The organism is Flavobacterium ammonificans (assembly GCF_020886115.1).
In the GTDB taxonomy this organism is placed as follows: domain Bacteria; phylum Bacteroidota; class Bacteroidia; order Flavobacteriales; family Flavobacteriaceae; genus Flavobacterium; species Flavobacterium ammonificans.
This window is the reverse complement of the sequence record NZ_AP025185.1, coordinates 1,129,925-1,155,512: the sequence shown is the minus strand read 5'-3', so window position 1 is coordinate 1,155,512 and position 25,588 is coordinate 1,129,925. Positions and strand designations below refer to the sequence as shown.

19 protein-coding genes, 2 tRNA genes and 3 rRNA genes are annotated in these 25,588 nt (G+C 36.6%); 6 read left to right on the top strand and 18 right to left on the bottom strand.

The window, feature by feature from the left end; translation table 11 throughout:
- Window positions 1-94 precede the first annotated feature (94 nt).
- The gene (locus LPC20_RS04885; RefSeq protein WP_229327006.1) at window positions 95-1,351 is read left to right on the top strand and encodes an NAD(P)/FAD-dependent oxidoreductase; all 1,257 of its coding nucleotides are present in this window, start codon (window positions 95-97) and stop codon (window positions 1,349-1,351) included.
- On the opposite strand, the gene LPC20_RS04880 is transcribed toward LPC20_RS04885, so the two are convergent.
- A complete protein-coding gene (locus tag LPC20_RS04880) occupies window positions 1,348-2,586 on the bottom strand; it encodes a glycosyltransferase (RefSeq protein ID WP_229327004.1) in 1,239 nt (412 codons plus the stop codon). The two genes, LPC20_RS04885 and LPC20_RS04880, sit on opposite strands and share 4 nt — an antisense overlap.
- Window positions 2,587-2,696: 110 nt before the next feature.
- Here LPC20_RS04880 and LPC20_RS04875 point away from each other — a divergent pair, with 110 nt between their 5' ends.
- Entirely contained in the window at window positions 2,697-3,278 is a 582-nt protein-coding gene (locus LPC20_RS04875; RefSeq protein ID WP_229327002.1) for a MiaE family protein, read from the top strand.
- A gap of 576 nt (window positions 3,279-3,854) precedes the next feature.
- Here the strand turns inward: LPC20_RS04875 and rrf are convergent.
- From rrf to LPC20_RS04845, 6 genes are all read right to left on the bottom strand, one after another.
- Window positions 3,855-3,964: ribosomal RNA gene (gene rrf, locus LPC20_RS04870) — 5S ribosomal RNA — on the bottom strand.
- A 176-nt stretch (window positions 3,965-4,140) separates the two neighbouring features.
- Window positions 4,141-7,021: ribosomal RNA gene (locus tag LPC20_RS04865) — 23S ribosomal RNA — on the bottom strand.
- Between the two features lie 187 nt (window positions 7,022-7,208).
- Window positions 7,209-7,282, bottom strand: a tRNA-Ala gene (locus LPC20_RS04860).
- Between the two features lie 103 nt (window positions 7,283-7,385).
- Window positions 7,386-7,459, bottom strand: a tRNA-Ile gene (locus LPC20_RS04855).
- 129 nt (window positions 7,460-7,588) lie between these two features.
- Window positions 7,589-9,102: ribosomal RNA gene (locus tag LPC20_RS04850) — 16S ribosomal RNA — on the bottom strand.
- The 16S, 23S and 5S rRNA genes sit together here with 2 tRNA genes alongside, the layout of an rRNA operon.
- 835 nt (window positions 9,103-9,937) lie before the next feature.
- On the bottom strand, window positions 9,938-11,173 hold the full coding sequence (locus tag LPC20_RS04845) for an ABC transporter permease (RefSeq protein ID WP_229327000.1): 1,236 nt from the start codon (window positions 11,171-11,173) through the stop codon (window positions 9,938-9,940).
- A gap of 80 nt (window positions 11,174-11,253) precedes the next feature.
- Here LPC20_RS04845 and LPC20_RS04840 point away from each other — a divergent pair, with 80 nt between their 5' ends.
- Complete coding sequence (locus tag LPC20_RS04840) at window positions 11,254-12,507, top strand: exo-beta-N-acetylmuramidase NamZ family protein (RefSeq protein ID WP_229326998.1); 1,254 nt, start codon at window positions 11,254-11,256, stop codon at window positions 12,505-12,507.
- Here the strand turns inward: LPC20_RS04840 and LPC20_RS04835 are convergent.
- Window positions 12,504-13,001: a YkgJ family cysteine cluster protein gene (locus LPC20_RS04835; RefSeq protein ID WP_229326996.1), complete on the bottom strand. Its 498-nt coding sequence runs from the start codon at window positions 12,999-13,001 to the stop codon at window positions 12,504-12,506. The genes LPC20_RS04840 and LPC20_RS04835 overlap by 4 nt on opposite strands.
- An 88-nt stretch (window positions 13,002-13,089) precedes the next feature.
- Between LPC20_RS04835 and LPC20_RS04830 the strand changes: the two genes are divergently transcribed.
- Both LPC20_RS04830 and LPC20_RS04825 read left to right on the top strand, forming a co-directional pair.
- Window positions 13,090-13,797, top strand: a complete 708-nt coding sequence (locus LPC20_RS04830; protein WP_229326994.1) for a class I SAM-dependent methyltransferase — start codon at window positions 13,090-13,092, stop codon at window positions 13,795-13,797.
- An 11-nt stretch (window positions 13,798-13,808) separates the two neighbouring features.
- On the top strand, window positions 13,809-14,342 hold the full coding sequence (locus LPC20_RS04825; RefSeq protein WP_229326992.1) for a YfiT family bacillithiol transferase: 534 nt from the start codon (window positions 13,809-13,811) through the stop codon (window positions 14,340-14,342).
- Between the two features lie 34 nt (window positions 14,343-14,376).
- Here LPC20_RS04825 and LPC20_RS04820 read toward each other — a convergent pair whose 3' ends face one another.
- From LPC20_RS04820 to LPC20_RS04785, 8 genes are all read right to left on the bottom strand, one after another.
- Window positions 14,377-15,009 (bottom strand): 7-carboxy-7-deazaguanine synthase QueE, encoded by a 633-nt coding sequence (locus tag LPC20_RS04820; protein WP_229326990.1) that lies wholly within the window; start codon window positions 15,007-15,009, stop codon window positions 14,377-14,379.
- Between the two features lie 124 nt (window positions 15,010-15,133).
- Window positions 15,134-16,801 (bottom strand): tetratricopeptide repeat protein, encoded by a 1,668-nt coding sequence (locus tag LPC20_RS04815; RefSeq protein WP_229326988.1) that lies wholly within the window; start codon window positions 16,799-16,801, stop codon window positions 15,134-15,136.
- 19 nt (window positions 16,802-16,820) lie between these two features.
- Complete coding sequence (locus LPC20_RS04810; protein WP_229326986.1) at window positions 16,821-17,735, bottom strand: PstS family phosphate ABC transporter substrate-binding protein; 915 nt, start codon at window positions 17,733-17,735, stop codon at window positions 16,821-16,823.
- Between the two features lie 3 nt (window positions 17,736-17,738).
- Window positions 17,739-17,969 carry a hypothetical protein gene (locus LPC20_RS04805; RefSeq protein WP_229326984.1) on the bottom strand — a complete coding sequence of 77 codons (231 nt, stop codon included), beginning with the start codon at window positions 17,967-17,969 and terminating at the stop codon, window positions 17,739-17,741.
- A complete protein-coding gene (locus LPC20_RS04800; protein ID WP_229326982.1) occupies window positions 17,969-18,763 on the bottom strand; it encodes an energy transducer TonB in 795 nt (264 codons plus the stop codon). Before LPC20_RS04800 ends, LPC20_RS04805 begins: the two co-directional genes overlap by 1 nt.
- A 39-nt stretch (window positions 18,764-18,802) precedes the next feature.
- Entirely contained in the window at window positions 18,803-19,360 is a 558-nt protein-coding gene (locus LPC20_RS04795) for an ExbD/TolR family protein (RefSeq protein WP_229326980.1), read from the bottom strand.
- 17 nt (window positions 19,361-19,377) lie between these two features.
- A complete protein-coding gene (locus LPC20_RS04790; RefSeq protein ID WP_229326978.1) occupies window positions 19,378-19,989 on the bottom strand; it encodes an ExbD/TolR family protein in 612 nt (203 codons plus the stop codon).
- A 60-nt stretch (window positions 19,990-20,049) separates the two neighbouring features.
- Window positions 20,050-20,871 carry a MotA/TolQ/ExbB proton channel family protein gene (locus LPC20_RS04785; protein ID WP_229326976.1) on the bottom strand — a complete coding sequence of 274 codons (822 nt, stop codon included), beginning with the start codon at window positions 20,869-20,871 and terminating at the stop codon, window positions 20,050-20,052.
- Window positions 20,872-21,310: 439 nt separating this feature from the next.
- Between LPC20_RS04785 and LPC20_RS04780 the strand changes: the two genes are divergently transcribed.
- Window positions 21,311-21,676 (top strand): cupin domain-containing protein, encoded by a 366-nt coding sequence (locus LPC20_RS04780; RefSeq protein WP_229326974.1) that lies wholly within the window; start codon window positions 21,311-21,313, stop codon window positions 21,674-21,676.
- On the opposite strand, the gene LPC20_RS04775 is transcribed toward LPC20_RS04780, so the two are convergent.
- Together LPC20_RS04775 and LPC20_RS04770 are read right to left on the bottom strand one after the other, a co-directional pair.
- Window positions 21,677-23,020, bottom strand: a complete 1,344-nt coding sequence (locus LPC20_RS04775) for an FAD-dependent oxidoreductase (RefSeq protein ID WP_229326972.1) — start codon at window positions 23,018-23,020, stop codon at window positions 21,677-21,679.
- 57 nt (window positions 23,021-23,077) lie between these two features.
- Window positions 23,078-25,468, bottom strand: a complete 2,391-nt coding sequence (locus LPC20_RS04770; protein WP_229326970.1) for a penicillin acylase family protein — start codon at window positions 25,466-25,468, stop codon at window positions 23,078-23,080.
- Window positions 25,469-25,588: the final 120 nt, after the last annotated feature.

The window sequence follows — 25,588 nt, the reverse complement described above, 5'->3', positions numbered from 1 at the left end:
TTAAAATACTTTATCCCGTTTTGATTTCTCAAAACGGGATTTTTTTTGTTTTTAAAACAATAGATTTAGTAATTTTAAAGTCAAATTTAAAAAAATGAAACCAACTATTACGATTATTGGCGGTGGGATTTCAGGCTTAACAGCAGCCGTTTATTTACATCAAAAAAATTATAAAGTTCAAATTCTAGAAGCAACAGACCGTGTGGGCGGAAGAATTAAAACGGATTGTATTGAGGGTTTTAAACTCGATAGAGGGTTTCAAGTTTTATTAACAGATTATCCTGAAACAAAAGCACTTTTAGATTACAACAAATTAAATTTGAAACGGTTTTTACCAGGAGCAACAATACTTTATGACGGAGGTCAATTCGATATTGCCGACCCATTTAGAAGACCTAGTGCATTATTCTCAACTTTATTTGCTCCAGTTGGATCGCTAAAAGACAAATTCAAAACATTTCTAGTAAAGAATAAATTAATACGAATTTCCAATTCGGATATATTTAAGCAAGCTGAAACAGATACTAATTCCCAGCTAAAAAAGTATGGCTTTAGTCAAAAAATGATTGATCGTTTTTACAAACCCTTCTTCTCTGGAATTTTTTTAGACAATGAGTTAAAGACTTCTAGTAATATGTTTGACTTTGTTATGAAATTATTTTCTACTGGTGATGCAGCAATTCCTGAACTTGGTATGGAAGAAATACCAAAACAACTTGCAGCAATGTTACCCGAAAACTCGATATATTGCCATCACAAAGTGACGTCAATTGTGGAAAACACGATACACTGTGAAAATGGTGCTGTTTTCCAAACAGATAAAATTATAATTGCTACTGAGGCAATTAGTATAGCCGCAAACTATATCAAAAAACAAAAACAACAATTCCATCAAGTTACTAATGTGTATTTTGAAGCTAAAATTGCACCTAATTCAAAAGAAATTGTAGTCTTAAATGCTGCTTCAAATAAAAAATGGGCAAACAACCTAACAGTGATGTCTAATGTTTCAAATGAATACGCGCCTAAAGGCAAAGTACTTCTGTCTGTTTCTTACAATGGAATACCTGAAATTGACGATGCAAGTCTAGCAGAAAATATGAAAGCTGAACTGAAACAATGGTATGGAAAACAAGTGGATGATTGGAAGCTTTTAAAAACCTACCGAATTAATTACGCCTTGCCCAACCAAGATACAGTTAGCAATGAAATTTCTAATTCTGAACTACAAATCAATGAAAATTTATTTATTTGTGGTGATCACTTAATGAATGGTTCAATTAATGCAGCAATGAAATCTGGACGATTGGTAACCGAATTAATTGCTAGCCAAACTAACATAAAAAATTAGACTACTTTTTTATTTTTTTCTTCAATCCAACGTGACATGTATTTTGTACTCTGCATGCTGTGATGATACAACATTTGACCTAAGAAATTATTTTTCCTGTGACTATCCAAATTAGTTTTCAAAAAAGACAATTTCTCGGCAAACTCATCTTCAAACAACTCTCTCAAATACCTTTTATTAAGTATTTCAAAACCATTTTGCTGACTTTGTTTCCAACTAATTTCATCTAGATACAATTGTACTGCTGCATTTGCAAATTGATGTGGATGATCTTCAATGCTTCCATTCCAATCTAAATCAGCACGCATCGATTCCGCACCAATAGAAGTTGTAACCGAAGGCGTTCCATATTCCATTGCTTCCAATAATTTACCTTTAATTCCAGCGCCAAAGCGAAGTGGTGCCAATACTACTCGGGCATTTGAAATAACTTCTTTAGCACTTTCTGCTCTCCCTTTAATTACAAAACCTTGCTTATCATTATGCAATTGAAAAACCTTCTGAGTAGGATACGCACCATAAATATCTAACACTGCAGTGGGAAGCTGTTTTCTAATTAGTGGCCAAATCGTTTCGTTCAAATATTGAACGGAATTCCAGTTCGGTTCATGAAGAAAATTTCCAATAAATACAAAGTGTTGTCTTTCATCAAAGGGTAAAGGATTCAAATCAACCGATTCAACCAATAAAGGTAAATAATACAAAAGCGATGGGTTAATTTTAAAAACGGTTTGCAAAACTTCCATTTCATATTCAGATACCATCAAAGATACATCCGAACGCAAAATGCTGGCAATTTCTCTTTTGGAAACTTCTTCCATTACTATATCTGACACTTCAAAAGTTCGTTTAGCTTTAAAAGCATTCTGGCGAGCCAAACGCAAACAATGTAAATCTTCGGTATCCAAAACCCTAATAGCATCAGGACAAATCTCGGCAACGCGCCAACCAAATTGTTCTTCGATCATAAAACGATCAAACAAAACTATATAAGGCTGCAACTCTTTCAAAAACAAATCAAAACTTGAATCATTCAATGCAATCGCCACCTTATCAACGTTAAAATCAGAAAGAGTAACCATAAAATCACTATCCTGAGCCGGACTCGCAAAAGTAATGAAAAAGCCCTGTTTCTTGAATAAGGAAATCAACTGCATCATTCTTCCACCAGCAGCAGAAGAATTAGGCTCGGGCCAAACAAAACCAATAATTAAGAGACGTTTATTTGTAATCATGTCGATTTAAAGTGAAATACAAAATAATACTAATTAAACGGGAAATCCATCCATATTTAATAAAAATTGAACATAAAAAGAGTAATTTTACATATCTAAATCAATAATTCATGTTAGGCCTAAAATTAGCTACCGATCCAAGATGGGTCAATATCGTAGAATCAAATATTGAAGAAATCTTAACCGACCATGCTTGGTGCGAACAAAAAGCGGCCTCTAATGCCATTTACATCATTGTCAACAATTCGGAAAAAGAAGAATTGGTTACCGAAATGACCCGAATTGCATTAGAAGAAATGGAACATTTCCAAATGGTTCACACGATCATTAAAGAAAAAGGATTGGTGTTAGGCAGAGAAAGAAAAGACAATTATGTGAATGATCTCGTCAAATTTGCCAAAAAAGACGGAAGCCGAAATGATGCTTTGGTAGAAAGATTATTATTTGCAGCGATGATTGAAGCTCGAAGTTGCGAACGTTTTAAGGTGCTATCAGAAAACATACAAGACCCTGAATTGGCAAAATTTTATAGAGACCTCATGATTTCCGAAGCAGGACATTACACCACTTTCTTAGGCTTTGCCAAACAGTACCAAGAGAATATTAAAGTAGATATACGTTGGAAAGAATGGATAGCCTACGAATCCTCCATTATTACCAAATACGGTAATCAAGAAACCGTTCACGGTTAAAAAATTAGGTGGTTTCTTAATTTGTCATTCCGAACTCATTTCGGAATCTCTTTTACTTACGACATTTCACTTCATCAATTTGACATTCTATTTTTGCTGTTTTTTAGTAGCACCTATTTTTACTTCCTGAACACGAGCTGTCCCGCTATCCGCGCTACAAGGTAGCTAGCTTCTATCGGGGCTAATAAAGACCTTTGTATTCTATAACAAAACACAATCATTATAAAACAAAAAAACCGTTTCCAACGAAACAGGGTTTTTAAAGAATCTGGCTCGAGCAAAGCGAATAGGCGAAGCAAACAAGTTCAGATTAAATAAAAGTGACGACTCCTGATAGCTATCGGGACTCCCACATAACTTCTGTACTCCCGAAGCGTCGGGACACAGGCGGGCTTAACTACTCTGTTCGGGCTAAATTTTATCTTATTTTTTTCAAAAATATTTAAAACAAAAAACCCGAGGCTATAGCCGAACAGGCGAAGCAAAGGCGACATTTGAGATTAAGAGGAGGAAGCCCGGTGGGCTTCAGGTATAAAAACAAAAAACCCCGTTTCGTTAGAAACAGGGTTTTAAAAAGAAAGGCGACGACATACTCTCCCACATAACTGCAGTACCATCTGCGCAGGCGGGCTTAACTACTCTGTTCGGGATGGGAAGAGGTGAGCCCCGCCGCAATAACCACCTTAAGATTATTGTTTAAGGTTTCAAGTTTTTTTAGTTTAAGGTTGTAACCTTGAACTTTAAACATTGAACTTCAAACGCAGCTTCGCTGCAAATATCTTAACATACTGAGATAAAGAAAAGTAATTAGAAAATTTCTCCCCTCCTTCCCCTGAGGTGACTCGAAGGGAGGAGGGAAAACGTACATAAGCTTACGGGTTATTAGTACTACTCGACTATGACATTACTGCCTTTACATCTATAGCCTATCAACGTGGTCATCTCCCACGACCCTTAAAAGAAATCTCATCTTGTGGTGGGTTTCGCGCTTATATGCTTTCAGCGCTTATCCCTTCCAAACGTAGCTACTCTGCGGTGCCCCTGGCGGGACAACAGATACACTAGAGGTTTGTCCAATTCGGTCCTCTCGTACTAGAATCAGATCCACTCAAATTTCTTGCGCCCACAGTAGATAGAGACCGAACTGTCTCACGACGTTCTGAACCCAGCTCGCGTGCCACTTTAATGGGCGAACAGCCCAACCCTTGGGACCTTCTCCAGCCCCAGGATGTGACGAGCCGACATCGAGGTGCCAAACCCCCCCGTCGATATGAGCTCTTGGGGGAGATCAGCCTGTTATCCCCGGCGTACCTTTTATCCTTTGAGCGATGGCCCTTCCATGCGGAACCACCGGATCACTATGCTCTACTTTCGTACCTGATCGACCTGTATGTCTCTCAGTCAAGCTCCCTTATGCCATTGCACTCTACGCACGGTTACCAAGCGTACTGAGGGAACCTTTAGAAGCCTCCGTTACTCTTTTGGAGGCGACCACCCCAGTCAAACTACCCACCAAGCAATGTCCCCCGCTTAAGCGGGGTTAGGCCTCAGATAAACAAAGGGTTGTATTTCAACAATGACTCCACAACGCCTGGCGACGCCACTTCATAGTCTCCAACCTATCCTACACATCATTTATCCAAGGTCAATACTAAGCTATAGTAAAGGTGCACAGGGTCTTTTCGTCCCACTGCGGGTAAACGGCATCTTCACCGTTACTACAATTTCACCGAGCTCATGGCTGAGACAGTGTCCAGATCGTTACACCATTCGTGCAGGTCGGAACTTACCCGACAAGGAATTTCGCTACCTTAGGACCGTTATAGTTACGGCCGCCGTTTACTGGGGCTTCAATTCAATGCTTCTCCGAAGATAACATCTCCTCTTAACCTTCCAGCACCGGGCAGGTGTCAGGCCCTATACTTCATCTTACGATTTTGCAGAGCCCTGTGTTTTTGATAAACAGTCGCCTGGACCTCTTCACTGCGGCCAGCTTGCGCTGGCGACCTTTCTCCCGAAGTTACAGGTCTATTTTGCCTAATTCCTTAGCCATGAATCTCTCGAGCACCTTAGGATTCTCTCCTCGACTACCTGTGTCGGTTTGCGGTACGGGTACTTATTACCTGAAGTTTAGAGGTTTTTCTTGGAAGCCCTTAGGCGCACTATCTCTTTGACCGAAGTCTCCGAGTACTATCGTATTTCCCCAAGATCTGTGGATTTGCCTGCAGATCTTATAGGTAGGTACTTCAACGAACTATTCCGTCAGTTCGCGGCGCTTTCATCACTCCGTCACCCCATCACAGTAATAAGTAGTACGGGAATATTAACCCGTTGTCCATCGACTGTCCCTTTCGGGTTCGCCTTAGGTCCCGACTAACCCACAGCTGATTAGCATAGCTGTGGAAACCTTAGTCTTTCGGTGTGCGGGTTTCTCGCCCGCATTATCGTTACTTATGCCTACATTTTCTTTTCCAGCCAGTCCAGCATACCTTACGATACACCTTCAACCCTGCTGGAATGCTCCCCTACCACTTGTATATAATACAAATCCATAGCTTCGGTACTATACTTATGCCCGATTATTATCCATGCTCGTCCGCTCGACTAGTGAGCTGTTACGCACTCTTTAAATGAATGGCTGCTTCCAAGCCAACATCCTAGCTGTCTGGGCAGACAAACCTCGTTCTTTCAACTTAGTATAGATTTGGGGACCTTAGCTGATGGTCTGGGTTCTTTCCCTCTCGGACTTGGACCTTAGCACCCAAGCCCTCACTGCTGGTAAACATTATATAGCATTCGGAGTTTGTCAGGAATTGGTAGGCGGTGAAGCCCCCGCATCCAATCAGTAGCTCTACCTCTATATAACTTAAATCCAGCGCTGCACCTAAATGCATTTCGGGGAGTACGAGCTATTTCCGAGTTTGATTGGCCTTTCACCCCTACCCACAGGTCATCCGAAGACTTTTCAACGTCAACCGGTTCGGACCTCCACTATGTGTTACCACAGCTTCATCCTGCCCATGGGTAGATCACACGGTTTCGCGTCTAACACTACTGACTAAAGCGCCCTATTCAGACTCGCTTTCGCTACGGATCCGTGACTTAACCACTTATCCTTGCCAGCAACGTTAACTCGTAGGCTCATTATGCAAAAGGCACGCCGTCACCCCACGAAAGGGCTCCGACCGCTTGTAAGCGTATGGTTTCAGGATCTATTTCACTCCGTTATTCACGGTTCTTTTCACCTTTCCCTCACGGTACTGGTTCACTATCGGTCTCTCAGGAGTATTTAGCCTTAGCGGATGGTCCCGCCAAATTCAGACAGGGTTTCACGTGCCCCGCCCTACTCAGGATACCACTATCCTTTACACTCATTACCTATACGGGACTATCACCCTCTACGGTCCTACTTTCCAGTAGATTCTAGTTCTTTGTGCAAGAAATCTCGTGGTCCTACAACCCCAACATTGCCGTAACAACATTGGTTTGGGCTAATCCGCGTTCGCTCGCCACTACTTACGGAATCACTTTTGTTTTCTTCTCCTCCGCCTACTTAGATGTTTCAGTTCAGCGGGTTTGCCCACCTATCGGTGTACTATGTCTTCAACATAGTGGGTTGCCCCATTCAGGTATTTACGGATCGTATCGTGTGTGCCAATCCCCGTAACTTTTCGCAGCTTATCACGCCTTTCATCGCCTCTGAGAGCCTAGGCATCCCCCATACGCCCTTATTTTGCTTATTGTACCAACTTATTAATTAAAATAAGCCGTTTCTTTTACTTGTCTAATGATAAACAAGCAAAAATGTTTTCTACTTTATTATTTTCTTATCTCAATATGTCAATGAACGTTAAACTAGTGTGCAGTATTCAGATTTTAGTATTCAGTTACTACTGATAACTAAGTCCTGTGGACTGTCCACTGTTTTTGTGGAGAATAACGGAGTCGAACCGTTGACCTCCTGCGTGCAAGGCAGGCGCTCTAGCCAGCTGAGCTAATCCCCCGTGTTTTAGTTGTCAGTTATCAGTCGTCTGTTGACAGTATAATGATAAAGACAACATCCATCGGATGACTCAACTTCTAAAATTTCCATAAGTTAAAAAATAGTAGTCCCGCCCAGACTCGAACTGGGGACCCCTACATTATCAGTGTAGTACTCTAACCAGCTGAGCTACGAGACTCTGTTTTTTACTTATTTGTATTATTTGAACTAACAGCAAGAGTAATATTATCATGAAATTCAATCCCATGTCGATCTATCGTCTTCTTTCTTGAAAGTGTTACCAAGGCAACTAACATTCAAGCTCTAGAAAGGAGGTGTTCCAGCCGCACCTTCCGGTACGGCTACCTTGTTACGACTTAGCCCTAGTTACCAGTTTTACCCTAGGCAGCTCCTTGCGGTCACCGACTTCAGGCACCCCCAGCTTCCATGGCTTGACGGGCGGTGTGTACAAGGCCCGGGAACGTATTCACCGGATCATGGCTGATATCCGATTACTAGCGATTCCAGCTTCACGGAGTCGAGTTGCAGACTCCGATCCGAACTGTGACCGGTTTTGTAGATTCGCTCCTGGTCGCCCAGTGGCTGCTCTCTGTACCGGCCATTGTAGCACGTGTGTAGCCCAAGGCGTAAGGGCCGTGATGATTTGACGTCATCCCCACCTTCCTCACAGTTTACACTGGCAGTCTTGTTAGAGTTCCCGACATGACTCGCTGGCAACTAACAACAGGGGTTGCGCTCGTTATAGGACTTAACCTGACACCTCACGGCACGAGCTGACGACAACCATGCAGCACCTTGTAATTTGTCTTGCGAAAGTTCTGTTTCCAAAACGGTCAAACTACATTTAAGCCTTGGTAAGGTTCCTCGCGTATCATCGAATTAAACCACATGCTCCACCGCTTGTGCGGGCCCCCGTCAATTCCTTTGAGTTTCATTCTTGCGAACGTACTCCCCAGGTGGGATACTTATCACTTTCGCTTAGCCACTGAGATTGCTCCCAACAGCTAGTATCCATCGTTTACGGCGTGGACTACCAGGGTATCTAATCCTGTTCGCTACCCACGCTTTCGTCCATCAGCGTCAATCCATTAGTAGTAACCTGCCTTCGCAATTGGTATTCCATGTAATCTCTAAGCATTTCACCGCTACACTACATATTCTAGTTACTTCCTAATAATTCAAGTTTAACAGTATCAATGGCCGTTCCACCGTTGAGCGATGGGCTTTCACCACTGACTTATTAAACCGCCTACGGACCCTTTAAACCCAATGATTCCGGATAACGCTTGGATCCTCCGTATTACCGCGGCTGCTGGCACGGAGTTAGCCGATCCTTATTCTTACAGTACCGTCAAGCTCCCTCACGAGGGAGTGTTTCTTCCTGTACAAAAGCAGTTTACAATCCATAGGACCGTCATCCTGCACGCGGCATGGCTGGATCAGGCTTGCGCCCATTGTCCAATATTCCTCACTGCTGCCTCCCGTAGGAGTCTGGTCCGTGTCTCAGTACCAGTGTGGGGGATCTCCCTCTCAGGACCCCTACCCATCGTCGCCATGGTAAGCCGTTACCTTACCATCTAGCTAATGGGACGCATGCTCATCTTTTACCGTTGGAACTTTAATGTGAAAACCATGCGATTCTCACATACTATGAGGTATTAATCCAAATTTCTCTGGGCTATCCCTCTGTAAAAGGTAGATTGCATACGCGTTACGCACCCGTGCGCCGGTCTCTAGTTCCGAAGAACTATACCCCTCGACTTGCATGTGTTAAGCCTGCCGCTAGCGTTCATCCTGAGCCAGGATCAAACTCTTCATCGTATATTATGCGAAGCAAATAAATTTACTTCTATGTATTATGACAATGATCTAATGGTCTTTTTCGAATCTTACGATTCTATTACTCTTTAATTTGTTTTGAAATCTCTTTCAAAACGGCTGTCAATTCAATATGTCTAGGAACGTGTCTTTTTTGTTTGTCGCTTGTTTCTCAAAGCGGGTGCAAAAGTACAACTTCTTTTTTATCTCGCAAGTATTATTAAAAGTTTTTTTTAAGAAAATTACTTTTCCTTTTTTCTCTCTTTTTACTCACTCAATCTATTCAAGAACTTGTCTCCTTTTCGGGAGGGCAAAGATAATTACTTTTTTATCTCTGGCAAATTTTTAAAGCAAAATTTCTTTTATCTTATTTGGTTTGCTTTTCAATATTGAAGTAAGAACGTCTGCTTTATTGCGGGTGCAAAAGTACAACCTAAATCCGCTCTCACAAGCTTTTCTACACTTTATTTTTATTCTTTTTCTTAACTCACTGATAACCCGTTTTCTATAAATGAAAGTTTTTTTTTGAATTCAATAGTTGTAAATGCTTTTTATTGATATTTACCGCAGATTCGCAGATTTAATAACCAAATAAGGAATATAAGAAAATATAAGGTTTTGTGAAATTTGAAATGTTATTGAACTTGGAATATTGAACAAGGAATTTTGAATTTTGAAATTGAAATTATTATTGAAGTTTAACCCGCGTTAGGGATAGTAGCGGCATCCTTTTTAAAAGGAGACTGAGGAACTCGAAGTCCACTTTTAAAAAGATACAGCGCATAGCGCGACCTGAAAGGGAACGCCCAAGTTAAAAAAGCTAAGTGTTTACAATTATTTATTCGTAGCGAATGGCTTTGATAGGAGAAATTTTAGTGATAATATAGGACGGAATCAGCAAAACCAGGAAACAAACTCCCACTGTAAGCAGGTTTAATGCAGCGATATATCCTAAATTAAAATAAACTGGAGCTTGGTTGACATAGTAATTTTCGGGATTGAGTTCAATAATTCCAAAGTATTTTTGGATAAGCAGTACTCCTATTCCAATACAATTACCCCATAAGAGTCCTCGAACAATTAGATAAAAGGCATTGTACAAAAATATTTTTCGCACGGACCAATTGTTTGCACCAAGTGCTTTTAAAATCCCTATCATTTGGGTGCGTTCTAAAATAAGCACTAATAAAGCCACCACCATATTAATTGTTGCAACTAAAATCATAACTCCCAAAATAATAATTATATTGAAATCAAATAAAAGCAACCAATCAAAGATGTAACTGTATTTTTCGATTATAGTCTTAGAATCCAAATTGGAAGGTGTTTGCTGATACACTTCCTCTCCAACAGATTGAATCTGATCGAAATCTTGTACGAAAATCTCAAACGCACCGATTTGATTTGGAGTCCATTTATTCATTCGTTGCACGTGCCGAATGTCTCCTATTATATAAGTAGCATCAAATTCTTGAAATCCCGAATTAAAGATTCCTGTGATTTTAAATCGTCGAATGTTGGGAAGTTGGTTTTGATTTTCTTTGATAAAAAAAGTATTGAAAGCGTCTCCAACTTTTAATTCTAATCTATCAGCTAAGAATTGAGAAATCACAACTTCTGAGTTAAGTTGGCTTGACAAATTAGGCAAATGTCCTGCTATCAAATATTCCTGAATATTATCCCATTTGTAATCTGTTCCTACTCCTTTGAAAATAATTCCTTCAAACGCTTTTTCTGTTCTAATAATTCCAGCTTTAGTAGCCACAGCTTGAATATGGCTAATACCATCTACCGAATTGAACTTGGGATAAAATTTTTGATTTTTGGAAATAGGAGTTAGTGTTGCTTCCGATTGGTTATTATCATAATTTGATATAATAATATGCCCATTAAACGCAGATACTTTTTCGCGAATTTTTTGCTGCAAACCAATTCCGGTAGCTACCGAAATAATCATCATTACCATTCCAATAGCAATAGCTGCGATAGCAATTTTTATTATTGGAGCAGAAATACTACTTTTATATTCTTTAGCAGTAACTAGTCTTTTGGCTATGAAATATTCTAAATTCAAATGATTGGGTATTTACTTGAGCCAAAAATACAGCTAAAACACGAATTACACTAATTGACCATCTATTTATTCGATGCATTATGATTACAAAATTTAAAAAATATTTTTCATTTATTAGTTTACTTTTATTGATTGTCTCTTGTTCAGTAAACAAGAATATCTCACTCCCAAAAGTAAATTCAAATTCAAACAACACAGAAAAATCAGATGTTTTTAACAGATTTCAACCTCTAGGTTTTAAAACAGGGGCAGACAATTTTGAAAACTACCTACCTTTATTAAAGGATAAAAAAGTGGGAGTGGTTAGTAATCAAACTGGACTTTTAACTAACAGAACACATCTAGTAGATTTTTTGGTAGCTAACACGATTACTATTCAAAAAATATTTGCACCAGAACATGGATTTCGTGGAACTGCTGATGCTGGCGAATTAATCGTAGATGGTAAAGATACCAAGACAGGATTGCCAATTATTTCTCTTTATGGCGCGAATAAAAAACCGAAACCCGAACAATTAGAAGGGATTGATATTTTAGTTTTTGACATTCAGGATGTAGGCGCCCGATTTTACACCTATATTTCTAGTCTTCATTACGTTATGGAAGCTTGTGCCGAAAATAACATTCCGCTACTGGTTTTGGACCGTCCAAATCCTAATGGATTCATTATTGATGGTCCAATTTTAGAAAAAGAATTCGCAAGCTTTGTTGGGATGCATCCTGTTCCGGTTTTGTATGGAATGACAATTGGGGAATATGCTCAAATGATCAATGGCGAAAACTGGTTGCATTCTTCTAAAGATTCAGGGCAAGCGCTGCAATGCAATTTAACAGTGATTCCTTGTGTTCAATATGACCGCAATGCTTCGTATGCTATTCTTGAAAAACCTTCGCCAAATCTTCCTAATGATCAATCGATAAATTTGTATGCAAGTTTGTGCTTTTTTGAAGGAACCAATGTCAGTAGTGGCCGCGGTACGGATAAACAATTTCAAATTTATGGTTCACCATTTTTACCCAAAACTGGATTTAGTTTTACTCCAGAACCCAATATTGGCGCCAAAGAACCTATGCATAAAGGCGTTTTGTGTTATGGAGAAGATTTGTCAACAGTTGAACCTGTCCACCAAATTGAATTGAAATGGCTAATTAAAGCCTACAAAACAACACAAGACACAAGTCAATTTTTCATTCCATTTTTTAGCAAATTAGCCGGAACAAAAACCTTGCAACTTCAAATTGAAGCAGGACTATCTGAACGAAAAATCAAAAAAAGTTGGAAACCAGGTCTGGAGCAATTCAAAGAAATTAGAAAAAAATATTTACTTTACTAAAGCGGTATTTTCTTTTTTATTTCTTCTACAATATTGTAGACTGCTGGACAAATCGGAATGTTTTTTAAAGTCAAATCGGAAATTTGCTGAAACTTTTTTCGGTCAGTGTGCGGAAATTCACGACAGGCTTTGGGACGAACATCATATATAAAACAAGTGTTGTCATTATCCAAAAACGTACAAGGTAATGATTGTAATACATAATCATTGTCCTCGTCAATGCGAAGATACTGTTCGATGAATTGTTGTGGTTTTTGCCTTAAATGTTTAGCTATACGTTCAATATCTGCCGAAGTAAACAAAGGCCCAGTCGTTTTACAGCAATTGGCACAAGTCAAACAATCCGTTTTTTTAAATTCGGCATCATGTAGCTCTTGCATCACATAATCTAAATTCTTAGGGGCTTTCTTTTTCAGCTTATCAAAATACTTTTTGTTTTCGATATGCTTATCTTTGGCAAGTTTCCCGAGTTCATTTAAATTTGGCTTTAACATCCTATTGTATTTCTAATGCAAAGTTAAACAACTTGAAACTATAAACTATAAAAAGAGGAAAGATTGCTTCGTTCCTCGCAATGACATTATGAAAGACCTTTTCGGAAAAGCCATACTCGATTATCAAACCAATTCTTTACCTGAAAATATCATTACCTCGACTTCTATTTCGGAAGAAGATGAGATGGAAGTGGCGTATTTATTCAGAAGCTTTGACGAAATGCCAGCAATTGAACAAAAAGCTTTACAATTAGCCAATGGAAAAACTTTAGATATAGGTTGTGGCGCAGGTAGTCATAGTTTGTATTTGCAAAACGAACGGACTATTGATGTTCATTCTATTGATATTTCAAAAAATGCTATTCAAGCATGCTCACTTCGTGGTTTGAAAAATATACGAGCTATCGACGTATTAGATTTAGAAAACGAAAAATACGACACGATTCTTTTATTAATGAACGGCACAGGTATTTTTGAAACTTTGGAAAAATCAACAATTTATCTGCAAAAGCTAAAAAGCATACTGAATCCAAACGGGCAAATTTTAATTGATTCCTCAGACATAATTTATATGTTTGATGAAGACGAAGATGGCGGAAAATGGATTCCGAGTGACAATTACTATGGAGAATTGACTTTTAGCCTTCAATATAAAAAAGAAAAAGAAGTTGATTTCCCTTGGCTATATTTAGATTACAATACGCTTCAAAATGCAGCTTTAGCTAATGAGCTACAATGCCAACTCCTTATGGAAGGCGACCATTTTGATTATTTAGCACAACTTACAATTTTATAACTTTACTAAAAATGGAAAATAAATTTCGCTACCCTATCGGAAAATTTACAGCTCCTGAAGTTTATTCAACAGAATATTTATCTAAGCGAATTCAAGAAATAGCCGAATTTCCCACATTACTTAAAAAAGAAGTTTCACAATTGAGTGATGAACAATTAGAAACACCCTATAGAGATGGCGGATGGACTATTCGACAAGTGGTACACCATTGTGCTGATAGTCATATGAATTGTTTCATCCGAATCAAATGGGCCTTAACAGAAGACAGTCCTACTATTAAATTCTACTATGAAGACCGTTGGGGCGAAATGGTAGACAATACAAAAATGCCTATTGAATCGAGTCTAACTTTATTAGAAGGATTGCATTTCCGTTTGTCTTATTTAATGAATAGTCTATCAGTATCGGATTTAAACAAATCATTTATTCATCCCGAACACAACGCATCGTTCCAAATCAAAGAAATTATCGGCACCTATGCCTGGCATGGATTACACCATTTGGCACATATAACCGAATTGAAAAAAAGAAAAGGCTGGCAATAAAAAAACTCCAAACAGTTGTTTGGAGTTTTTTTATTTACGGAATATTCAAATATTTATGTGTTTGTAAGGATACTCTCCATTTAGGATTGTTCATCACATAATCAACAATCAAAGGGGTCATTTCTTCTCTTTTACTCCATTCTGGCTGCAGAAACAAAATAGCATTTTTATTGACTTTTTCAGCCTGCTCTTCTGCAAAAATAAAATCGTGTTTGTTGTAAATAATCACCTTCAACTCATCGGCATTGTCGTATACCGTTTGTGTAGGTAATTTATATTTTTTTGGCGAAAGACAAATCCAATCCCAAGTCCCTGAAAGCGGGTACGCGCCGGAAGTTTCAATATGTACTTTTACCTTGTTATCTTTTAATTTTTGAGTTAGCAAGGTCATGTCCCATGTAAGCGGTTCTCCACCTGTTACTACTACAGTATCAGCATACTTAATGGCATTAGCCACAATTAAGTCCACATTAGTTGGTGGGTGTAATTCAGCATTCCAACTTTCTTTCACATCGCACCAATGACAACCTACATCGCAACCTCCTATTCTTATAAAATAAGCTGCTGTTCCTGTATGTGACCCTTCGCCTTGAATGGTGTAGAATTCTTCCATCAAAGGCAACATGGCTCCTTTATTAACTTCTAATTGTATTTCTTTTGATAACATCTAGTTCTTTTGAAGGGGCAAAGATAGTCATTTACAAAATTCATTTCCTATCTTCATTTGCCTAAAATTGAGCATAAAAAAACCGACAATTAATTGTCGGTTTTATATAATCTGAATAGCTAACTTATTTCAATTGTTTGATTGAACTTAATGCGTATGCATTTGTTGGATCAATTACTAATGTTTTATTGAAATATTCTACAGCTTTGACTTTATCCGTGTTTGCATAAGTTGCTCCAATCGTATTGTAACTTTCTGCAATTTTTTTAATTACAGCTGGCTTAGCAACTTCTTCAGCGCCTTTAGCAGTTACAGCAGCTACATAAGCCTCATAAAATTTAATGGTATTCTCATCGTTTTCCATTAAACTATTTGTTCTAGCTTTAAAAATATAAGCCTCGTAATAACTTGGCGAAGCAACTAAAACTTTATCAAAGGCAGCATCTGCTTTTTGAAGATCTGCAATCTCAGGCTTAACATCTTTTTTATTATTAGCATAATACAATGATAAACCTAAATATAAGTTGTCATCAAGATAACTTTTAGACTCTACATTAGCTGCACCTAATTCAAAAATTGCAGCAGCTTCTTTGTACAATTTTTGACTAAACATTTTCTTACCTACCTCATTTAAATCCTCAACCGCTAAAGGTTCCATTTCTATAGATTTGTTTATAGAGGCTAAACCCATTTCAAAAGCAGCTGGATCAATTGAAAGTCCATCAGCACTAGTTCCTTTTTTTATCTTAGCCAATCCTAAAACTTGATAATCTCTAGCAATAATTTTATTAGATGGATTAGAAGTAAATGTTTCCAACGATTGAATTGCTTTATCCGCATTTCCATTCTCAAAAGCAGCATAGCCTAAATAACGGAAAATTCTTGGATTTACTTTGTCCAATTCAATCATCTTATTAGCTTCTTCTTCTAAGGCTTTGTATTCTTTAGCTAAAATTAAAAAGTCAGCACGACGCATTCTTGAATGGATAGAATAATCAGTCAAGTCCATGTACTTTTGGTAATAATCAATTGCGATTTTGAAATTCTCAGCCGCTTTAGACGGTTTGTTTCTTGCAATTTTATAATAGGTCTCTGCCAATTCTCTATAAACTGGACCATAATTTGGATTAATTGCAATTACTTCATTGTAAGCTTTTGATGCTTCATCGTATGACTTTGCACCTTTTAATAAAACTCCCAATTGCATTTTTGCTCTTAATAAAGTATTATCAGCAGTAAATGCATCTCTATACGATTTATAAGCATCATTTTGATTACTCAAACCATAGTAAGCATCACCTAAGGCCAATTGAACTTGTGCATCCATAGGATTGTTAACTAAGGCTCTTTTTAAAACAGCGAGAGCTGATTTGTAATTAGGCTTTTCAGCATTCATGTATGCTCTTGCAACATATATGTATTCTTCAAAATCTTTTTTACGCATGTCTTTTGTTGCTAAAATAAATTTAGCATTTGCAGCAATTGTATCATTTCGATCTAAATCCATTTGACCTAAACCAATGTTGTTAAAACGAGCAAACTCAGAAGCAGTTAAACCTTTTTCAAAAGATAATTTAGCTGAATCCTTAACACTTTGAGTTAAATATACATTACCCAAAATAAAAGAGGCCATACCGTTAGATGGTTTTACCTGTAAAATTGATTTTAAAATAGTTTTGGCTTCCTCGTACTTTTCGGCATCTATAGCCTTTTTTGCTTGATTAATATCTTGAGCATTTGCTGTTGAAACAGTAGCTAAAAGAATTAGTCCGAAAATTTTAAATGTATTCATCTTTAGTTATATAATTAATTTATTTTTTATCATTCGTAATTTGATTTCTAATACTTAGTTTTCTTGGGGGTATTTTATAAGGCAATAATCCGGATTTCAAAATGATACGCTGTCCAATGTCTCCCGCTACAAATGAAGCAAAACCCATGCCTAAACCCGAAAATCCTTGACAATTCACAATATAAATCTCACGAGCTAATGCATATTTCCCTTCGGCAATATTATTTTGGTCTGGAGCAAAAAAATCAGATTGATTTTTACCCTTCACACTCATTATAGTGATGCCGTCAACAAACTTTTGCATTTCAGGTCTTGGCTGTGTTAACCAATTAAGACCAACCACTCCAATCATTCCTTCATTATCATTTACAAATTTAATAACTTCATTGTTAGTTCCAAAAGAAAAGACTCCTTTTTGAGGAATTGATGAAATTCCAGCTAAATTGTTCATATATCGCACTGTACTAGAGTTAGGATTATCAAAAACCAACCCTTTAATGCCAGGTGTGTTTTTTCCATTCATAAAACTAATTACATCTTTAATATCAACAATTGTATCATTCGAATTCTTATTAATAATTAAGGCAACTGCATCTAAAGCAATTGGTGTAATTTTAGGAATAATCTTTCTATTAGAAAATATTTTAAGTTCATCTGGATTCAATTTCCTTGAAAGAACAGCAATACTTGAAGTATCTTTGACTAGAGTTTGTACAACTTCAACTTCAGACTTAACAATCATTTTAATCTTAGCATCATACCTATTCTCAAATATCTCGATTTGATCTTCCATAACGGGCATCAAAGTAGCATCAACAAGTAAAGTTGCATTCCCTTTAAGAATAGTTTCTTGGGATGTTTTGTTTGAATTGTTACAAGCATTAAAAGAAAAAACAAGTACAATCAAACATACAGATTTGAAAAAGGTATTCATAAATTAATCTTTATTATCGTTAATGATTCTAAAAAATCGGATAACAGAATATACTATCAGAAGTGTTCCAAATGCAACTCGATAATTATATTCCATTTGTAATGGCAATTGTTTTAGAAAAATAATTAGCAATCCAAGGACTAAATAGGATACTAAAAACAAGATTCCCATAACGAGAAGAAATCGCTCTTTGAGCGATTTCTTCAAAAAACTAGTAACAAAGTTTTTAATCATTATTCAGCAGATTGAATAGTAATAGGTAGTGAGTATAAAACCCTAACTGGCTTACCATTTTGCTCTCCTGGAGTCCATTTTGGACATTTCTTTAAAACTCGGATAGCTTCTTTTCCAGTACCGTATCCGATATCTCTTAATACTTTGATATCAGTTAAAGAACCATCTTTTTCCACTACAAAGGTAACATAAACTTTACCTTTTAATCCTTCTTCTTCAGGTGTTTGATAATTGCTTCCTACAAACTTGTAAAACTTTTCCATTCCACCAGGAAAATCTGGCTTTACTTCAATTCCCGCAGTGTTGTATACCGTATTATCTTCTTCTACTACTGCTGCAGTACCAGTACCAACAGGTTCAACAGTTAATTCAGCATCTGGATCACCTTTAATGGTTTCATTACCTAATTTTTTATCTTTAATTTCAGTAATTTTTGGTGGCTCTTCAGTTACTTCCTCTGCTTTTGCCACAACTGGCTTAACAAATTTCACTTGATCCACTTTTGGTGGAGGTGGGGGAGGTGGCGGAAGATCTTTTTTAGGCTCTTCTTTCTTTGGTGGCAACTTCATAGTTACTATTTTAGTATCTAAACTATCGTCGTCTCCAGAAGAATCAGGTAGCAAACTCATAATTAATGGAGCGGCAACTGTAACAGAAAAAACAATTGCTCCAATAATTAAAGCTCTAACAGTGGTCTTAGTATTGTTTTTTCTAAGATCGTAAGCACCATAGGCTTTATTTCGACCTTCGAATACAATATCTAACCATTGATTTGTAAATATATCTAATTTCATATTTCTTAGTTATTAGGTTATTGAGTATTAAGACGAATCTTATTTACCTTCTAACAATTTTTTTTCTTCAGGAGTATACTCATTTACAATTGCGTAGGTAGGTACATCAGCAATAGCCATTTCATCCAGAATATCCACAAGATTTCTATATGTAGACTTTTTACTTGGTTTGATAATAACAATCATCCCCTTATCCTTATTTCCAGTATACTCTAAAACTAATTTTTTTCTTGATAGTAACTCCTTACGGATACCATCTTTTCCGTATGTAAAATCTTTAGGAGTTCCTCCACTAACCGGAGTTGCAAGTAAACCTACATACCTAACTAGTTTGTCATCATCACCCAATAAAATAGTCATAGTTCGGTTTTCGTCTACCTTAACTTGATTTTTAGGATCTGGTTTATCCTCTTTATCTGGCAATCCCAAACTCATCGATTGGGGTTTTGACAAGGTCGTAGTAAGCATAAAGAAAGTAATCAACAAGAACGCTAAATCCACCATCGCTGTTAAATCAACTTTAGAATTGGATTTCTTACTTCTTACTTTACCATCGCCTTTTTTACCACCACCGTCGCCGGTATTTAATTCAGCCATCTTAGTATCTTTTTATATTATTTATCTTTTGCTCTTAAACCCGTAACTAAATTAAAGCTATTGATTTTTTGATCTTGTAAAATATCCATTACTTTCTTAATAGCAGGATACTCTTCTTTAGCATCTCCTTTGATTGCAATTTGTAATTCTTTATCTTGAATTTCAATATTAGCAATTCTTGAGAATTGAATCCATTGAGACAATTGATTATCTAAAGAATCTTTAGGTATACCAGGTTGCAAACCAGTCTTACTTCTGTCTGAACTTTTCATTGCTATAATTTCTTTAAGATTGGTAATTGGAACACCAAAACCTTCCATCAAAGCAAATTTAGCAGTTTCTTCTTCAGTGAATGAAACACTATATTTTTGACCCATTAACTCTAAAGCTCTTTTTCTAACTTCTCTACCTTTAAGATCAAAGAAAACCTTTCCTTTTCCTACGGTAATTGTAGCTAAATCAGTGTCTGGCAATTTTGTTTGAACTGTTGATGCAGGCGTATCTACTGGTAACGGCTCAGGTATTTTGGCTGTAGCAGTCAAAATAAAAAAAGTTAACAATAGAAAGGCAACATCACACATAGCGGTCATATCAATTGACGCAGCTTTTTTGGACATTTTTACAGCCATTACTTTATTTTTTATAATTGAATACGATACAATTAGTAAAGTATTTAATTAATTAATTAATTATTTTTTTGAACTTCTGAAATGTCTGTACGTGTTAACAATTGTATTACCTGCCTCATCAATAGAATAAGTCAAAGTATCAATTTTAGATGTAAACAAATTGTAAGTAATAATTGCTAAAGCAGATGTAGAGATTCCAGTAGCAGTATTGATCAAGGCTTCAGAAATACCATTTGCCAATGCAGCTTGGTCAGGAGTACCAGCAGATGCTAATGCACCAAACGCTTTAATCATACCAGTTACAGTCCCTAACAATCCAGCTAATGTTCCTAAAGAAACCATTGTAGACAAAATAGTCATGTGCTTCTCTAACATTGGCATTTCTAATGATGTAGCCTCTTCGATTTCTTTATGAATTGTCTCAGCAGCGGCTTCACTATCTAAACCTTCAGCTTTAACATCTTGATACTTCAATAATGCAGATTTGATTGCGTTAGCTACAGAACCTTGTTGTTTATCACAAGCTGCAATAGCTGAATCGATATCTCCTTTAGTAATACTAGATTGAATGTTTTTCATGAAAACATCTAAGTTACCTTTACCAGCAGCTTTAGAAATAACAGCAAAACGCTCAAATGAAAATACAATAACCATTAATAAACATCCTAATAATATTGGTACAATAGGTCCTCCTTTATAAACCATTGCTAAATAGTTTCCTGGAAGTGGGTGTCCTGTATTTACTCCTCCTTCGAAGTTTGCACCATTACCCATAATAAATTCCCAAATAATCCAACCTACAAAAATACAAGCTGCAATAATTATACCTGCAATTGCTCCTCCACCTTTTTGAGTTCCGTTTTCTTTTTTAACGTTTGCCATTTTTTTTAATTTTTAATAGTTTTAAATAATTTAATTTTTAGTGTTTAAATAAACTTGTAGTGGAGCAAATTTATATTTTTAGTTTAAATAAAAAAACTTTTTTTAATTTTATTGATGTTAATTTTTCACATACAATTAACACGTAGAACTCTTAACTTTGTATTTGCTAGAAAATAAACAGAGAAATCGAATAATTAATAGCAAAACCTCACTCAAGAAGGTTTAAAATAGGTAATTTGTTAATAAAACCGAAAATAAAATTTGAATACAAAATTTTCATTTTCTTTAAAAAAAACGATGTAGTTCATTTAAATCTTGGAAATATTAGGATTTTAAGTACACATTTATGTATAAAATTAATCCCCCAAATTTCTTATTTTATTTATGTTTGCATTGTAAAGTTAAACACTATTATATTCAATTAAAGATATTCCTAATTATGAAAAAGTATACCCTACAAAAATCTCCATTTATTGTTCCTACAACAGATGGGAAACTAATTGAAGAACATCATGGTCTAGCAAGTACAAAAAATCCAGAACTGTCTTTAGCGCATATGATTGCTCCTGCCGGATGGAGCGAACCTTTTCAGACACCAGAGTTTGATGAATACACTTATATAATACGTGGAAAAAAACAATTTATTATTGAAGACGAAGTGGTAGTATTAGAAGCTGGACAATCTATCCGTATTGATAAAAACACACGAGTTCAATATTCCAACCCATTTGAAGAAGAATGTGAATACATTGCTATTTGTACCCCTGCTTTTGATTTCACTAAAGTACACCGAGAAGAATACTAATTATTGTTTTTGGAGTAATTCCAGAATTTTATTTTCTACTTCAACTGAATCCCAATTCGACTCAATATCATTCATTTTCAAAACAGATTCCATAATTTTATTTTGAGCATCTCCAATGGCTAATGCTTCTGTATAAGGGCGGTCGCTAAACGTTACTCTACTATATAATGGAATCCATAAATCTGGATATTTGTCTGAAAAAAGTTTCTCTATTTTCTTTTGTAGTAAGAATTTTTCATCTGCAGTTTTACTACTCATCTCCATGAAATTGCGATAGGACAATTCTGCAATGGCATCAGCATTGGGTTTTCTTGATAGTTGATATTCGGAAAGAATTGTTTTCCAATCATTTCCATACAACTGCATCATGTCGTTTAGTATCGAAATATCTTCAAAACCAGAGTTCATCCCTTGTCCATAAAACGGAACAATAGCATGGCATGCATCACCAATTAGAGCAATTTTATCCTCATAGGTCCAAGGAAAACATTTCATAGTAACCAAAGTACTAGTAGGATTCTTAAAAAAATCCTCTGTTAATTTAGGTATTACATCAATTGAATCTGGAAAGTTTTTAGCGAAAAAGGTTTCTACTAGCTGAATATCTTTCAGTTCCTCAAAAGAGTTTTTACCTTCAAAAGGCATGAATAAAGTACAGGTGAAACTTCCATCTAAATTAGCCAAAGCAATCAACATGTATTCGCCTCTTGGCCATATATGAAAGGAATTCGGATCTAATTTATGTGTTCCATCTTCATTAGCAGGAATATTCAATTCTTTGTAGCCAATTTTTAAAAACTCTTGTGAGTAATCGAACATGCTCTGGCGTTGCATTCGGTGACGAATTCTAGAAAAAGCGCCATCAGCACCAAAAACCATATCGTATTTTTTCTCTTCCCAAGCTCCGCGTTCGCTTTCACCAATATGAAGCGTAGCATCTGCAAGGGTAACATCCCAGATTTTTTGTTCGAAAAAGAATTTAGCTCCCACATCTTCAGCCAAATCAATCATTTTCCGATTTAAAAGACCTCTTGAAATGGAATAAATGGCCTCACCCTCTTGTCCATAAGCTTGAAAATTGAGTTTGTCTACCAAATGAATAGCACGCTTGTCCATAGGGATGGCGATTTCGCGGACGGCATCACCTACTCCAACAACATCTAGGGCTTTCCAACCTCGATTTGACATCGCTAAGTTTATCGAGCGGCCAGAAAATTCAATTTGGCGAATATCCGGACTTCTGTCGTAAACGTGAACGGTATGACCAGCCTTTCTCAAATAGATGGCCAATAATGAACCAACTAATCCGGAACCTACAACTGCAATTTTTTGGGGAGTCTGCATTACTATTTTTAAAAGTTGGGCAAAATTAATTATAAAAATGCACTAACCATTATCTATTTACTTTTTATTGGGAATAAAAACCAATTTTGTTGAAGTTTGAATAATTTCTGCTTTGTTCAATTTCATCTTTCTGAACTTTCCTGTATTGTACATTTCAGCCTGGTCTTTATAATGAGGACTCATTGGATTTCCAGATTGTCCTGTTGGCAAAATACTCCAACTGTTTTCAATATCCGAAAAGTCAATAATTCGTCTTGTTGACGGACCTCCTTTTACAACATAGTTTCCGTCTTCTGTAAAATCAAAAAACAAATTATTAATCACTTCCATAGAACCTGAAACCTCAAATGGACCAACATTGAAAAATGGTTTCAAAGCCTCAACTTTACTCAATGGATGTTGGTGTTCTGCAGTATGGACTTTATTCCAAGTCCAAGAAGTAACTGATTTACCTAATTGTTTTTCTAAAGCGTTAATCGCTTCTTTAAACGATTGAGTAACAATTTCATTTTTGGTCTCCTTTTTATTTTTAGTGGCGCTATTATCCCACCAAAGCGAGTTGTTATTTGCTATTTGTCTTGCCACTACTTGTTTTGAAATATGAGTTCCTAAAAACTGCTTGAAATTGGCTTCGCCCATTTGGTCTTTAAATGTATTTTTTAAGGTACAATAAATCCATTTGTTATAAACTGTAGGCGCAACGTCTTGCAAATTATTTGACCCCTTCCAACTTTTTAAAATCGCAATTGCTTCTTTTTCATTTTTAGAAAGGGTAGAAGCATCAATAGCTTGGATTAAATTTTGAACTACTGATGGCGCTACCGAAGAAGTATTATCAAAAATCATTTTACTTGCTGATTCTTTGTCCCAGTTGGATTTGGAATCTAACAATTGAACAATTCGTTTGGCTCTATCTTCTGGCAAATAATATCCAGGATATGAAAATCCGTCAACTGCTTCGGGTTGGTTATTGGCAGAATACACATAATTCCAACTCGGATTAACCGATGATGGGTTTTTGGCAAAATCCAAATATTCTTTGATATCTTCTTTACCACTAGCACCTTCTAAAATGAAATTAGGATTTACGCCCTTATTGTGCTTGTATAATTTTCCAGTTGCCCACCAAGCTACATTTCCTTTAGTGTCTCCATACATTACGTTCAAACCAGGAGCAGCAATTAGTTGTACCCCTTTTTGAAAATCAGCGATGTTTTTAGCGTGCGAAAGTGTATAAACGGCATCCAAAATTAAAATAGGTTGTTGGGTATAAATCCAAGATAAGGCAACTGGTTTGTCCTTTTGCAATCCTTCAATCAAATCATTGACAATAGGTCCGTGACGACTTACCTTGACATTTACAATTACATCCGAACTGTCTTTAATTTTGATTGTTCTTGTTCTATTTTCATATTTACTAAATCCAGTTGGCGTTCTGTATTGACTCTGATCTGAAGGACTATTCTCTTCTTGATACATATCAATATCATCATTCTCAAACATGGTTAAGCCATAGGCATATTGACGGTTGTGGCCTAACAAAGGAAACGGAGTTCCTGCTAAGTAATAGCCATAAATTTCATGGTCAGGCGTAACCAAATGCGCTTCATACCAAGTGCCCGGTTGCGAAAATCCAATATGCGGATCATTTGCAAAAATTACTTTCCCGTTCTTGGTCTTTTGAGGAGCAATTACCCAACTGTTACTTCCAATAAATGGTGGAATTGGTGATTGGTCTATTAAAGCTGCAACCGATTTTGAAATAGCCGAGTATTCTTGAACATTTTCTTTAGCATTTTTAATCTTAGTAGTGTTGAATTCACCTTCTAATCCAAATTCTTTTACATAGTCTATTCCAAGTTTATTGCGTAAATCAGTCATCAAAGGATCTGATTTTTGCGCCATAGCAAAACTAAAAGCCATATAACCGAAAATATTGTAGACATCTTTAACCTCAAATTTTTGCTTTTGGATGCCTAGCAATTGAAATTCGACTGGGGTTTTTCCTTCTTCTAAATATTGATTAATTCCATCCAAATAAGCTTGTGTCAACTGGTAGCTCGGACTGTTTTTATCCAATTGAGCTATGGCTTTTGCAGAAGCTTCTTCAATTCCTAAACCAGCAAAGAATTTATCATTCTTTAAAGCTGCCGATCCGAAAATTTCAGACAGACGTCCCGGTGCAATTCGGCGCATTAACTCCATTTGCCACAAACGGTCTTGAGCATGAACATAACCCAAAGCTTCCATTGCATCCAAACTATTTTCGGCATAAATATGAGGAACTCCAAATTCGTCAAAGTAAACGGTTGTTTCTTTCTGTAGGTTATTTAGCGGTACTTCGCCTTCATATTTTGGCTTGGAATAAAATGCAAACCCTGCTAAACCTAGAACCAGAAGAGCAACGATTGAAACTAGAACGATAAGTGCTTTTTTGAAAATTTTCATATTGATATCAATTAATATAACAAATATAAAAGAATAATTCACAAATACTGTTGAACAAAGTGCCTATTTAACTAAATTTTGTTTAACAAAAATGTAATTTTAATTAAACAAAATTTATCT